Genomic DNA, 12,727 nt, shown 5'->3' on the forward strand with positions numbered 1-12,727 from the left:
CAGCCTCAGACCGTTCTTTTCCCGGCTGGATGACATGATATCGTTCCCTAGGCCTGATCGTATGGATGTCGGGAAAAGGCCAGCAACAGGCCGATGGAACACATGGTGATGATCAGCGAGGAGCCTCCGTAGCTGATCAGCGGCAAGGTCAGGCCCTTGGGCGGCAGCAGACCCATGACCACCCCCATGTTGGCCACGGTCTGAAAGCCCAGCAGCATGGCCAGCCCGGAACAGGCCAGTCGGGCGAAAGGCTCTTCATGGCGCTGGGCGATCTTGAAGGCCCGCCAGACGATGAAGGCGAAAAGCAGAATGATCAGTCCGACCAGAATGAAACCCATCTCCTCGGCGATGACCGCCAGGATGAAGTCGGTATGGGCTTCCGGCAGATAGAGATGTTTTTGTTGCCCCTGTCCCAAGCCGCGCCCCAGAAAGCCGCCGTTGCCGAAGGCCATGAGGGATTGGGCCAACTGGAAGTCGGAGTCGAGGGGATCGTCCCAGGGATCGAGAAAGGAGGTGACCCGTGCAAAACGATAGGGGGCCATGATGACCCCGGCGGCGGCGGCGGGAATGGCGGCCATCAACAACCCGGCGATCCAGGAGATGGGAATGCCACCGACGAAGATGATGCCCATCAACACGGCGCCGGAGATCACCGTGGAGCCGAAGTCGGGTTCCCGCAGCATGAGCATGGCGGCAAAACCGTAAAGCAGCAGAAGGGGCAGCAGTCCGCCCCGGATGCGCAGTGCGCGGCTGGGATCCATGGCCAGGAAATGGGCGGTGAACAGCACCAGCGCCACCTTGAAGGGCTCCGTGGGTTGAATGGTGAAGAGCCCGAAGTTGATCCAGCGCTGGGCGCCGCCTCCCCGCAATCCGAGACCGGGAATCAATACCACCAGCAACATCAACAGGCAGATCCAGAAGAGGGTGACGCCGGCTTTGCGGATCACCTTGATCGGGGCCATGCTGACCAGGAACATGGCGAAGATGCCCAGGGAGGCGTAAACGATGTTGCGCAGGGCGTAGTGGTTGGGATCGGCGAACTTCTTCAGGGCCATGGGGGTCGAGGCCGAATAGACCATGACCAGCCCGATGAGCAGCAGCGTGATGGCGGCCGCCATCAGCGGAAAGTCGAATCGCAGAATCCAGGGTACTTTCCTAAAGCGCATTCACGGCCTCCCGGAAGCGCGCCCCGCGGTCCTCGAAATTGGCGAACATGTCGAACGAAGCGCAAGCGGGAGATAATAACACGGCATCGCCGGGTTGTGCCAGTCGTCTGGCCAGGGTGATGGCCTCGGAAAGGGAGCCGACCCGATGCAGTGGCAGCGCGCCATCGAGAACGGTCTGCATGTCGGCGGCGGCTTCGCCCAGGAGAATGGCGCAGCGGGCGTGGCGTCGCGCCGGTTCGATCAGGGGGGTGAAATCGCTGTGTTTGTCCCGTCCCCCGGCGATCCAGATCAGGGGGCGGGGCAGGGCCTGCAGGGATTCCAGCACCGCGCCGACGTTGGTGCCTTTGGAGTCGTTGATGTAAAGCACGCCATCGAGTTCCCGCACCGTTTCCATGCGGTGGGGCAGACCCCGGAAGGTGGTCAGCACCGCCACGACGGCTTCTTCGGAGGCCCCGGCTTGCAGCGCGACGGCTGCCGCAGCGGCGGCGTTGGCCCGGTTGAAGCGGCCGGCGATGAGCAGTTGGCGGGTCTCCATCAGGCATCGGGGCGTTGCGCCGCGTCCGTCCCAAAGGCCGTCTTCGAGGAAGCCGATGCCGCCGGGAGGCAGCTCCCTGATGGAAAAGGGCACCACCCGCACGCCCCGCGCGGCGAAATCCGCAGGCAGCCAGGGCCGGCTGGGGGTGTCATCGGCGTTGATGACGGCGCAATCCCCCTCCTGCTGGTTGTCGAACAACCGCATCTTGGCCTTGGCGTAGCTGTCGCAATCGGGATAGCGGTCCATGTGGTCCGGGGAGATGTTGAGCAGACAGGCCACCTCCGCCCGGAACAGGTGGGTCGATTCCAACTGGAAGGAGGAGAGTTCGAGAACGTAGGCCTGAGCCTCCGGGGTTGCCAGGGCGCAGGCGGGTTCGCCCAGATTGCCGCCGGTGGGGGCGTTGAGTCCGCTTTGGGCCAGCATGAGACCCACCAGGGTGGTCACGGTGGACTTGCCGTTGGAGCCGGTGATGCCGATAAAACGGCAGGAAGGCGTTTCGATGCGGCTGATGCGGTGCAACAGCTCGATATCGTTGTAAACGGGAACCCCGGCGGCCAGAAGCTCCTGCACCAGGGCATGGCTGCGGGGCACGCCGGGGGAGAGCAACACCTGCTGACAACCGGTCATCGCCTCGGGGGGAACATTGGGGGGCAGAAGCGTGACCTGCATGGGCAGGGCGCCGATGCCTTTCAGCTCCGGGGAGGGCTTCTCCTCGAAAGCCAGCACGGCCACGCCCCGGCTGGCCAGCAGGCGGGCGGCGGCTTTTCCGGAGCGTCCCATGCCGATGATGCCCATGGGGGAGGCGATAGGAGCCTTGGTGAGCGTCATGGTCCCGGCCTTTAGCGGATCTTCAGGGTGGAGAGGCCAACCAGCGCCAGGATGATGGAGATGATCCAGAAGCGCACGATGATTTTCGGCTCGGCCCAGCCTTTGAGTTCGAAATGGTGATGGATGGGGGCCATGCGGAAGACCCGTTTGCCCACCAGTTTGAAGGAGGCGACCTGCACGATGACCGAGAGGGTCTCGATGACGAAGATGCCGCCGACGACCATCAACACGATTTCGTGCTGGGTGATGAGGCCGATGCAGCCCAGGGCGGCGCCCAGAGCCAGGGCGCCCACGTCGCCCATGAAGACCTGGGCGGGATAGGTGTTGAACCAGAGAAAGCCCAGCGCCGCGCCCACCATGGCGCCGCAGAAGACCGTGAGTTCACCGGCTCCGGCCACGTAGCGAATGCCCAGGTAGTTGGCGAAGTGGACATGGCCGGTCATGTAGGCGATGACGGCGAAGGAGGCGGCGGTAAGCATGGCCGGGCCGATGGCCAGCCCGTCGAGGCCGTCGGTGAGGTTGACCGCGTTGCTGGTGCCCACCACCACGAGGATCACGAAGGGATAGTAAAACCAGCCCAGATTCAGATAGATGTATTTGAAGAAGGGAAAACTCAGAATGCCCATGGGGTTTCGGTGACCGGGGTAGTAGTGCAGCAGCACATAGGCCACGATCAGGGAGATGCCGGTTTGCAGCAGGAAGCGGGTGCGACCGGGAACGCCTTTGCTGTTGCGTTTGATCAGTTTGACGGCGTCGTCCCAGAAACCGATGAGGCCGAAACAGAGGGTGGTCAGCAGCACGACCCAGATGTAGACGTTGGTCAGGTCGGCCCAGAGCAGCACCGGCCCGGCGATGCAGAGGATGATGAGGGTGCCGCCCATGGTGGGGGTGCCCTTTTTCTCCAGAAGGTGGCGTTGCGGCCCGTCGTCGCGAATGGGCTGCCCGCCCCCCTTGCCCTGGAGTACCTGCAGGGTGCGAATCAGCTTCGGACCGAGGAGGAAGGAGAGCAGCAGCGCCGTCAGGGTGGCCCCGATGGTGCGGAAGGTGATGTACTGGAACAGGTTGAGAGCGTTCCAGTGGCTGCTTAAGGGATAAAGCAGATTGTAGAACATGCCGGTGTCATCCTTGTGGCGAGGTCAGATGGCTGACGATGCGTTCCATGCGCATGCCCCGGGATCCCTTGACCAGGATGGCGTCATCCGGGTGCAGGAGGGGGGCGACGAGGCCGATGAGTTCTTCGGGATTGTCCCGGTGCAGGCTTTCCATGTGGGCCACCCTCCCGGCGGCTTCGTGGAGTGCCTGCATCGCCTTCCCGGTGGTGATCAGCAGTGTGATGTCGTTATGCAAGAGGGGTTCCAGGAGCGAGGTGTGGAGTTCGGCGGAAAGCTCTCCGAGTTCCAGCATGTCGCCGAGGATGGCCACCTTGCGGTTGGGCAGATTGCCCAGGGCGACGATGGCGGCTTTGACGGAGCCGGGATTGGCGTTGTAGGTGTCATCGATGACGATCCAGCCGTTGGGGCCCTGACGGATGCCGCCGCGACCGGGGGGCAATCGGCAGGCGGAGAGGCCTTGCACGATGGCCTCGGGGGAGGCGCCGGCGAGTTCGGCGGTGGTGGCGGCGGCCAGGGCGTTGAGGGCGTGGTGTTCGCCGCAACCGGAAAGCTCCAGGTGGAATTCGTGGTTACCGATGCGGGCCGTGAGACTCTGGTTCAGACCGTCGATGCTGCGGGAGAGCAGTCGGGCGAAGGCCTGGGGATGGTCCCCGAAGGTGAAGGCGGGGCCTTCGGCCAGGGCGGCGAGCAGTTCGGCGTAGTTGCCGCCGGCGGGCAGCACGGCGTAACCCGTTTTGCCCAGGGCGGGCAGCAGTTCCGCCTTGGCTCGGGCGATGCCCTCCAGGGAGGCGAAACTGCCCAGATGGGCCGGATGGATGCTGGTGATGACGCCGATGTCGGGTTTGACGATGGCCGCCAGATGGGCGATTTCGCCGGGTGCGCTCATGCCCAGTTCCGCCACCAGGATTTGGGTGGAGGAGGGCATGCGCAGCAGGGTCAACGGCAGGCCGATATGGTTGTTCAGATTGCCGACGGTGGCGTGAACCCGGAACTCGCGGGAGAGGATGGCGGCCACCCGCTCCTTGACGGAGGTTTTGCCAGCGGACCCGGTGATGGCGATGACCTTGGGATTGACCCGCAACCGCCAGGCGGCGGCCACGCGGGTCATGGCCTCCAGGGTATCGGCCACCTGAAGGACGGGCACCTCCGGCAGGGGATCGGGGAGGTGTTGCACCAGCAGCCCGGCGCAACCCAGCTCGATGGCCTTGGCGATGAAGGTATGGCCGTCGAAGCGATCACCGGGCAGGGCCACGAAGAGATCGCCGGGTTTGAGGGTGCGGGTGTCGATGCTGACCCCGGTCAAAGGGGGCAGAAGACGCGACGGGTCGGCCAATACGGCGCCCGCGGCCTCCTGAAACAGGGCCAGGTCGGGAAGCGATGAGGGCTGGGACACGGTAATCCTTCCTTGGAACGAAAGCCATCCGAAGGGGCCATTGTAGAATCTTGCACCCGGCCTTGCAAAGCCGCCTGTTGAAAAAGTTCGTTCGAGTCGGGCAATATCGGAGAAGGAAGGATGTGACCGTCTCGGGGAAACCGTGGCGCGTTGCTCAACCCAAGTGGGAGGAATGGCCATGACGACGGTCGAATTGAAGGCCTCAATCGTCGATCACCGGGTAAATGTGGTGAGTGATCGCCTGCCGTCTCACCGGGGCGAGTGCCGGGTGATCGTTCTTTTTGATGAGGAAAAAGCTCCGTACTCGCCAAAAGAGGACTCTGTCGTCCCCATGGCCGAGCTTCTTGCGGAATCTTTTCCTCCCCAGGGAGATGGTCTGCCCATGAAACGAGAAGAGATTTATGACCGGCCGGGCCTTCGTTGACACCAATCTGTGGGTCTATGCCTTGGTGGCTTCGGGCGACCCGCGTCATGCCCTGGCTCGACAGTGGTTGCTCACATTGCCCCAAATGCCGGTGATCAATGGGCAGGTGCTTCGAGAGGTGGGTCGCATCCTCCGGGTTAAGGCCGTCATAGGTGAGGAGGCGTTACGCCGGACCATGAAGCAACTTCATCTCTCTTGTCAGGTTGCCGGGGATACGTTGGAACTCCATCTGCGGGCCTCCTTTTTGCGGGAGAACCACTCCTTCAGTTATTGGGACAGTCTGATCGTTGCCGCCGCCTTGGAGGCGGGCTGTGTCACTCTTTTCAGCGAAGATTTGCAACACGGAAGCGTGATCGATGGCGTGTTGTCCATCCGGAATCCGTTGAGGGATGGCTGATCCCATGCTGAACGAACCGGCTGGTCAGGGCTTTTGGTTCACGCTCCGTCCTTCCCGTTGCAGGAGGATTTGGGCGAAGTCCAGCAATTGATCCAGATGCTGTGTAATGATGGCGATGGTGATGGGTAGTTGCAGGGTTTGGTAGTCGTGTACCGCGATATTGCGGAAGCCCACCATGTCTTTGAGCGGAACGGCCAGTTCCGGGTCGATGCAACCGGCTCCGGCCAGCAGGTCGAAGACCTGCCGCGCGCTTTGCGGAGCGCCGAGCCGTTCCCGGTGGATCAGGTGCTGGCCCATGTCGAGAGCCGCTTCGCAGGCGCGCTGGATGTTGAGGATGGCGGCATCCTGGCGGGTGAAGTCCGTGGCGAAGGTTTGTGGATCCCTGTGGTACTCCTCCCTGGCTCGGGCCACGCAACGTTCGATGGTGGCGGACTTGTTGATCAGGAGATCATCGGCCATAAACGCTTCCTTCCTGTTGAATGCGTTGCAGAAGGGGGGCGCGGGCCTCGTCGAGGGCGGTCTTTTCGCTGAGGATGAAACATTCGAACAGCTCTGCCTGAAGATCTTTGGCCCAAAGTCGCCGCCCCGTGGTGAGGATTTGATATTGCATGACTGTGGAGGCGGTGCGCAGATCGAGCAGATCCACCGCGCAACCGGCGATATCGGCCAGCGCCCCCGCCAGATGCCACAGGGTCACCGCATCGGTCTTGCCCTCCACCAGCACCGCCAGATCCAGATCGCTCTCCGGCCCGGCAGTACCCGAGACCCGGCTGCCAAAGGCGTAGATTGCCAGTAGGGTGGGCAGTTTGTCGCGAAGGTAGGGGATAATATCCTGCATATTAATTGCAGCTTCTTGACAGGTTATGGATGGGGTTGTTATGTTTAATCTGTTCATATGCAGTCTATTATCTTAACTTTAGTGAATTTACGTAACGAATAAGACCTTCAACCTTATCCAACACTGTTTTCAAATCCATTCCCGATTCCATGTCACCGAGGGTTTCGTATCGGAGCTGAATCGCAAATGGGGAGAGCTCGGCAAAATCCCACAAATGGCCGACATCGACGCCATTTTCTTCCAGCAAGAGAATCAATAGGCGCAGGTTATGGGTTCGCGGAGCTTCTTTTTCAAGAATTGCCAGCCAGGCTTTCAAAGCTTTCTCGACGGCTTGTTGGGCGTGAAAGCCAATGGATTCGTCAAGCTTTTGGTTGGAAGCAAGCAGGATTTGCGCGACCTGAAGGTCTTTTTGTGCCATCGTCAACAGTAAGGTTGCCGAATCAAGATCTTTCATAGAGGATCCGCCCTTCCTGGAGAGCCCGGAATACGATGTGATGGCTGGCGTTCCGGTATCGTTCCATCTCCTCCCGACTGAAAACCAGAATGTCCGTGGCCACGGGCAGGCGACCCATGGCTTTTTCCAGTCGGACCATCTCCTTGAAGCGACTGCGTTCCTCGCCGAAGGGTTCGGACTCCACCACCAGGAGATCCAGGTCCGAATCGGCCCTGGCCTCACCACGGGCGTGGGAGCCAAAGAGAATGACCTGCTCCGGATTGGCCGTTTCCACGAGGATGCGGGTGGCTTCGGCCAGGGCAATGTCTAGGGTAGGAGGCATCTCGTTCCTGTTCCGGGACTGGGGTGTCGTTAATTCCGGAGCTGATTTGAAGTTGGCAGGTTGTGGTTATTAAAATTATTTAATGAGCATTCTATATAACTCTTTCTGCATTCTCAGGACAAGGTAAATGCTTCCTGGAGGCAACCCTATCCCAAGACGGGAGATGTGGGTGTACTTGGCCAGTTTCCGGTTTCGCTCATTTGTTGGACACCGGAATCCAGGGAACGTCGTTTCTCACCGCAACGATGGTCAAAACCCAACTTCCAAGGTTGATCCTTAAACAGGCGGGCAGAAAAACAGGACCCCCCTATTTGAACAGCTTGAGCAGGGTGACGATGAACACCGCCTGCCCGGCGGCGACACCGAACATCTACTTGATGGTTTCGTCCTTGGCCTCGGCAATTTCACGGCGAACTTTTTCGGTACCGACAGCGATCTCACGCTTGGTCGTCAATACAAGCTCTTTGAGGTCCCGCCGCGTGGCCAGTTCTTCCAGGTTTGTCTTGAAGACGCCGGAAAGGGTTCTGGCCTGAACTTCAGCCAGCTCCTCGGTGAATCCGACAGCTTTCAACTCCTTGACGAGTGTCGAAGGTGAGGGTGGTCATATCCAGATCTCCATGAATGGGCATCCTACCACGGATTCGATTCAAGACTGGAGTGCTATTTTACCCCCGCCGGATTCAGTGGGTACACGCCCGTGGCGCTTGAACCCCTCCTCGACCACAGGAGACAACCTCCTACGCCGCTTTGGCGGCTGCGCCTGAAATCAGACTTGGCGCGCCTCCCGTTGCACGGCCAATCGCCAGTCTCTGGGGCAATCGGGCTGTTCAGGGGCCAAGCCGGGACAGGGCGTTTACGCTTTCAAGAGGCTTCCTCCTCCGGGAGGTCGGCGACCTGGATTCCGAGGGGTTCGTATTTTTTCAGGCGTTGCCAGACTTCTTTGAGTGGAAGGCGAAGTTTTTCTGATCCCAGTACAAGGTGAGGAAGTGAAATGCCGTCTTCTATCCAAGGAGCACTCCCATCTAAATCCTTTGATAACAAAGTGATGTCTGATTCATCCGGCATTGGAATATCTTTTAGTGAATCTTGTGAGTGTTCTGGAAATAAATAACCATAGATTCTGTAGCTATTAATGTAGCTATACAGATCCTTAAAATTAATATTTAGAGAAAAAGAAAGTCTAATTAAGCAGTGGGTGGATATTTCCCTAGACCTTTCAAAAATAGAATCGTGTAAATTATTAATAAATATATATCCAATTATTGGTGGAACAATCGAATAGGTTCTTAGTCGTGGTGTAGCATATTGTATAGGAGCGCTTTTTATATTAACTGAATGCATTATGTATTGAAAATGCCATTCCGGATTCGGCGCTTTCTTTAATTTTCGCATTATCTTCTTTTTGTTTTCAGCAATAAAGTTATCTTCTGTATTAATTGGAAAGATTCCATGTCTGATGTGATAGGGATCATCTCTTCCTTTTATAATTAATTCCTCCGGAAGATCAATTGAGAATGAAGCGTTGTTGAGTTGAATAAACTTCCACCATCTATCAAAAGCAAGAGGAAAAAGAGATGCCGCTTCTTGGTAAAACTTTAGTGAATTATCAGTCCATAGAGGTAATGTTTTCCATCCATTAATATTAATATTATTTAAGATCCAATTAGTATCAGGATTAGTAACTTGCTTTCTGTCTGTTGTTAATCTAGGATATTGCTTTCCTCTTAAATTGATAACCAAACAAGGATGAAGTGAATCAGTTCTTATGCCGTCTGACAGAAACCTACCAGATCGACTCCACCAAAGGTCAGGTAAGTTTGTTGGGTGGTGTTTTTTAATTATGTCTTCTCTTAATTCTCCTGGATTCCAAGAGAAAAGAACCTTATCTTCTACATTTTTTACAAATACATGAAAGTCTGAAATCCAAAGCCAAATTTTTAATGTCGACGCTGCCGAAATTTGAATCTGTCTAGTGCTCCAAGAATATTCTTTCATAGTCGTCCGGTTCAACCACAGCCGAATCCGGGTGCCATATCCATGAGGGTTGTCGATTGCTTGATCCGAATGATAAACCCGGAACAGACTGCCGGATCCAGAGATCGTTACGTCGATTGGTTGTATGGAGCCACCCAGTTTCTGAGGCATGCGGCAGGTCAGGATGTCGATCTCCTCGGCAAGCATGAAGTAGCTGAAGACGCCGATGCCGAACTGGCTGTTGGGGTAGTGACCGATGCCGAGGGTCTTCCAGGTTTCGGCCTCGTCGATATACTCTTCGGTTTCGGTAAAACGCCGCCCGGCCTTGGCGAAGCAGGTGCGCAGTTCCGTCAGGCCCATGCCGATGCCGTTATCCTCGCATTCGATATAGGGGCCACGGTTATCCGTCCCCTCTCGAAAGATGATCTTGCCCTCCCAGCCGAAACGCTCCCTGATGGCGGCCTTCTCCTCGGCGGTGGGCATCTCTCCGGCGTCAATCAGCCCGGCTCCGTTTCCGGGGCGGCGACCTTCGGCTGTGGCGCTCCAGCCTTGACGTTTAAGATCATCCCGTTGATAAAGCCGGGCCAGGAGTCGAACTTCGGTGTAACGGCAGGCATCCAAAGCATTTTGATACAGTTCCCGAATGGCCAGGGAGGGGTCGCCGTAAAGCTGCTCCCCCATGAGCAGCTCCCGTACTTCGTCCTGGGCCAGGGTGAAGCGCAGATGGGGCGTCTGATAGGTCGGTTGTCCATCGCGCTTCTTGGCAAGCAATCGTGCGGCGCCAAAGGAGGGAAGATTTTCCCAGCCAATCTTGCGGCGCAACGCCTCAAGAATGGCCACCACATCCCGCAGGGCGGAATCCAGAGCCGGGTGGGGGCAATTCCGCAACTGCATGTCCCAAGATGCCCCGTCCACCCATTGCAGACGCCGCAGTTCGTCAACGACGCTTTGAGGTTCGATGGGCTCCCGTAAACCCAGATGATCCGCAATGACCTCCGGCAGCAGAAGCGGGTCGAGAGCCAGCCACCCCGCCAGGGCCAGCAGGTGGCCCAGATCGGTGAGGTTGACGGTGTTGCCTTCGTCCAGTCGGATGCCACTGTTTTCGGCGGTTTCCGCTTCCAGATTGCTCTCCGTAAAGGAGAGGCTGCGGGCCAGACGGAATGGCGAGGACTTGTCCTGCCGCGAAAACAGAATCTTCTTCGGATCGATTTGCTCCAGAAGATTCCAAACGTGTTCTTGCCACTCTAGGGGCAGCAGTGGGGAATTCAGGTCCCACAGGGGCGATTCCCGCAGCAAGGACTGATGCAGAAGCCAATGACGCAGCCAGTCGGCTTCCCGTGTATGGTTGCTCTCCGAGAGGCGTTGCAGTTTGCGTTGCAGTTGGGGCTTGCGGGCCAACTGCTTGCCGAAGGCGCGTTCGGCGGGTTCCTGCAACCCGTCGGCGGTATCGGTGGTCAGATGGGCGATTTTCACCCACGCGGCAGATTCCGCCAACGCCAAAGCGGTATGGCGCAACACCGGAGCCAGCAACAGCAGCGCCACCTCCGCATCACACCAGGACCGCCCAGTCTGTTTGCTGAGTCTTTCCACCCTCTCGATGGCCCGTATCGGCCACTCATTGTCCCTCCAGGGATTCGGGGTGGCGGGAGCAAACGTGGAGGTGGTCAGGATGTGGTAGCAATATTCGCCAAACTGGCTGACCTGGCGTTGCAGTCGGGAGACGGGGTGTTCCGGCCACAGGGTATTATTCCAGAGGGCGGTTCCCCAGGGGGTGGCAACAGGAAGAACTGGTTCTTCCGTAATCTGATTGTTTTCCTCCGAAAAATCACTTAACTGATTTACAAGAATTTCAAAGTCTTCCGAGACTTCTCCGGGAATTGCTCGCATCACCTCGGCAGCTTTTTCCGTAGCGTGCGCAACAAGCTTCTTATCTTTGTAAAACGGAACAAATAAAATCCACCTTCTTATTTTTGTCGACGAACCTATAAAAAATTTACTAATAGTATTAATATTCGTAATAAATTTACCAATATCTTCTGTAATCTTGTTTTGTTGTTTGGTGAGGAGATCTTTGGCGCTGATCGAATGTTCGGCAGCGTAACATTGATAGACCGTGGCCTGACTGCGGATGAGGATATCAACGCCCCCGTCACCATGGGTTTCCGATGAAATCGGTTGAATGTTGTCAATACCATATTTAATTCCGAGCAAACGTTTGGCGTGTTGCTCCCATTGCGAACCGCTAATGGTGGAAAGGTCGTTCATTCGGGTCATTTCAACTCAGCCGTGAGAGTGGGCCTCTTTGTAAGCTCGAAGGATGGTGTTGATCCGGCGTGGATAACTCTGGCCCGTAGCCTGGAACCAAGCCAGGACATCGGCGTCGATCTGCAGGGTTACCTGGTGTTGGGGAAAAGCGGTCTCCTGACCGGTACGTATCACCGCATTGGCGAAACGCGCCGGGGCGATGGGAGGAATGTCGCTGGTATCGATCTGCTCATCGCTCATGGTTTCCAGAGCGTTCCAGTCTGTTTCCGAAGCTGAGATAGAACTCTTCCCGCTCATGTTTTACCGCCTTTCTCATAGAGATGATCCGGGTTCGAGTGCCTCGTTCGGTGTGGGATACCACCACGACGTGGCTGCGTAACAGGCCCAAAGAGAGAAATCGCTGCTCCGGCTAAGGCCCCGTATCTTCAATGGTGACGGTGAAACCGGACAAAACCACCTCGGCATCCCGAAAATCGATGCCATGTTTGCCTAAGTTGATCCGTCGCTTGGTCTCATCCCATTCAATCTCCATAAATCAAGGATAAGGATTTTTTCGGGAGACGGGAAGCCGCCAGAAGGGACAGAATCCATTTTATCGTGGAAGCGGGTTGCGCCCAAATAGAAAAGAATCCATTTGAAGGCGCGTTTCTTGCATCTCTCCTCACGCCATCTCCCGATTCCCGACCTCGCGCCAAGGCGAACGCGCTGCCATGTTCTCGCTTTTATTGCAGGTTTTCCGTTTTCCCGGAGTCACCCTCCAGATTCTGGCCATCGCTTTCCTGGCCAACGTCCTGGCGTTGGCTCCCACCATCTATTCCATGCAGGTCTTCTCCCATTACATGGGTCACGGCATGGATGGCACCCTGGTCACCCTGATGATCGGCTTTCTGGTGGCCATCGGCACCGAATTCGGCTTCGAACGCATTCAGAAGCGTCTGGCCTCCGGCCTTTCCGCCCGTATCGAACGCGAACTGGGGGAGAAGGTCTTCAAGACCCTGACCACCGCCCGCACCAGTGCG

The 12,727-nt window shown here is 57.5% G+C and carries 14 protein-coding genes and 1 pseudogene; 3 read left to right on the top strand and 12 right to left on the bottom strand.

The window, feature by feature from the left end; all coding sequences use genetic code 11:
- Window positions 1-47: 47 nt before the first annotated feature.
- Genes ftsW through HQL56_13055 form a run of 4 tightly spaced genes read right to left on the bottom strand, consistent with a single transcriptional unit; the run spans window position 48 to window position 5,034 of the window.
- Window positions 48-1,166: a putative lipid II flippase FtsW gene (gene ftsW, locus HQL56_13040; protein MBF0310445.1), complete on the bottom strand. Its 1,119-nt coding sequence runs from the start codon at window positions 1,164-1,166 to the stop codon at window positions 48-50.
- The gene (gene murD / locus HQL56_13045) at window positions 1,156-2,529 is read right to left on the bottom strand and encodes a UDP-N-acetylmuramoyl-L-alanine--D-glutamate ligase (protein ID MBF0310446.1); all 1,374 of its coding nucleotides are present in this window, start codon (window positions 2,527-2,529) and stop codon (window positions 1,156-1,158) included. Before murD ends, ftsW begins: the two co-directional genes overlap by 11 nt.
- A gap of 11 nt (window positions 2,530-2,540) precedes the next feature.
- Window positions 2,541-3,641 carry a phospho-N-acetylmuramoyl-pentapeptide-transferase gene (locus HQL56_13050; protein MBF0310447.1) on the bottom strand — a complete coding sequence of 367 codons (1,101 nt, stop codon included), beginning with the start codon at window positions 3,639-3,641 and terminating at the stop codon, window positions 2,541-2,543.
- Between the two features lie 7 nt (window positions 3,642-3,648).
- On the bottom strand, window positions 3,649-5,034 hold the full coding sequence (locus HQL56_13055) for a UDP-N-acetylmuramoyl-tripeptide--D-alanyl-D-alanine ligase (protein MBF0310448.1): 1,386 nt from the start codon (window positions 5,032-5,034) through the stop codon (window positions 3,649-3,651).
- Window positions 5,035-5,212: 178 nt separating this feature from the next.
- Between HQL56_13055 and HQL56_13060 the strand changes: the two genes are divergently transcribed.
- Together HQL56_13060 and HQL56_13065 are read left to right on the top strand one after the other, a co-directional pair.
- Window positions 5,213-5,458 carry a hypothetical protein gene (locus tag HQL56_13060; GenBank protein MBF0310449.1) on the top strand — a complete coding sequence of 82 codons (246 nt, stop codon included), beginning with the start codon at window positions 5,213-5,215 and terminating at the stop codon, window positions 5,456-5,458.
- Window positions 5,436-5,855: a PIN domain-containing protein gene (locus HQL56_13065; protein ID MBF0310450.1), complete on the top strand. Its 420-nt coding sequence runs from the start codon at window positions 5,436-5,438 to the stop codon at window positions 5,853-5,855. The genes HQL56_13060 and HQL56_13065 overlap by 23 nt, the downstream gene beginning before the upstream one ends.
- A gap of 24 nt (window positions 5,856-5,879) precedes the next feature.
- Here HQL56_13065 and HQL56_13070 read toward each other — a convergent pair whose 3' ends face one another.
- From HQL56_13070 to HQL56_13105, 8 genes and pseudogenes are all read right to left on the bottom strand, one after another.
- A complete protein-coding gene (locus tag HQL56_13070) occupies window positions 5,880-6,314 on the bottom strand; it encodes a DUF86 domain-containing protein (protein ID MBF0310451.1) in 435 nt (144 codons plus the stop codon).
- On the bottom strand, window positions 6,304-6,699 hold the full coding sequence (locus tag HQL56_13075; protein ID MBF0310452.1) for a nucleotidyltransferase domain-containing protein: 396 nt from the start codon (window positions 6,697-6,699) through the stop codon (window positions 6,304-6,306). The genes HQL56_13070 and HQL56_13075 overlap by 11 nt, the downstream gene beginning before the upstream one ends.
- Before the next feature lie 61 nt (window positions 6,700-6,760).
- On the bottom strand, window positions 6,761-7,147 hold the full coding sequence (locus HQL56_13080; protein ID MBF0310453.1) for a HEPN domain-containing protein: 387 nt from the start codon (window positions 7,145-7,147) through the stop codon (window positions 6,761-6,763).
- Window positions 7,134-7,469 (bottom strand): nucleotidyltransferase domain-containing protein, encoded by a 336-nt coding sequence (locus HQL56_13085; GenBank protein MBF0310454.1) that lies wholly within the window; start codon window positions 7,467-7,469, stop codon window positions 7,134-7,136. The genes HQL56_13080 and HQL56_13085 overlap by 14 nt, the downstream gene beginning before the upstream one ends.
- Window positions 7,470-7,839: 370 nt before the next feature.
- Window positions 7,840-8,040 (bottom strand): hypothetical protein, encoded by a 201-nt coding sequence (locus tag HQL56_13090; GenBank protein MBF0310455.1) that lies wholly within the window; start codon window positions 8,038-8,040, stop codon window positions 7,840-7,842.
- 290 nt (window positions 8,041-8,330) lie between these two features.
- A complete protein-coding gene (locus HQL56_13095; protein ID MBF0310456.1) occupies window positions 8,331-11,708 on the bottom strand; it encodes a hypothetical protein in 3,378 nt (1,125 codons plus the stop codon).
- Between the two features lie 15 nt (window positions 11,709-11,723).
- A complete protein-coding gene (locus HQL56_13100; protein ID MBF0310457.1) occupies window positions 11,724-12,005 on the bottom strand; it encodes a BrnA antitoxin family protein in 282 nt (93 codons plus the stop codon).
- Window positions 11,938-12,240: pseudogene (locus HQL56_13105) on the bottom strand (BrnT family toxin). The gene HQL56_13100 and the pseudogene HQL56_13105 overlap by 68 nt, the downstream one beginning before the upstream one ends.
- 178 nt (window positions 12,241-12,418) lie before the next feature.
- On the opposite strand from HQL56_13105, the gene HQL56_13110 reads away from it, so the two are divergent.
- Window positions 12,419-12,727: hypothetical protein (locus HQL56_13110; GenBank protein ID MBF0310458.1), on the top strand; the 309-nt coding region annotated here is incomplete at its 3' end.

This window comes from Magnetococcales bacterium (genome assembly GCA_015231925.1).
Taxonomy (GTDB): Bacteria; Pseudomonadota; Magnetococcia; order Magnetococcales; family JADGAQ01; genus JADGAQ01.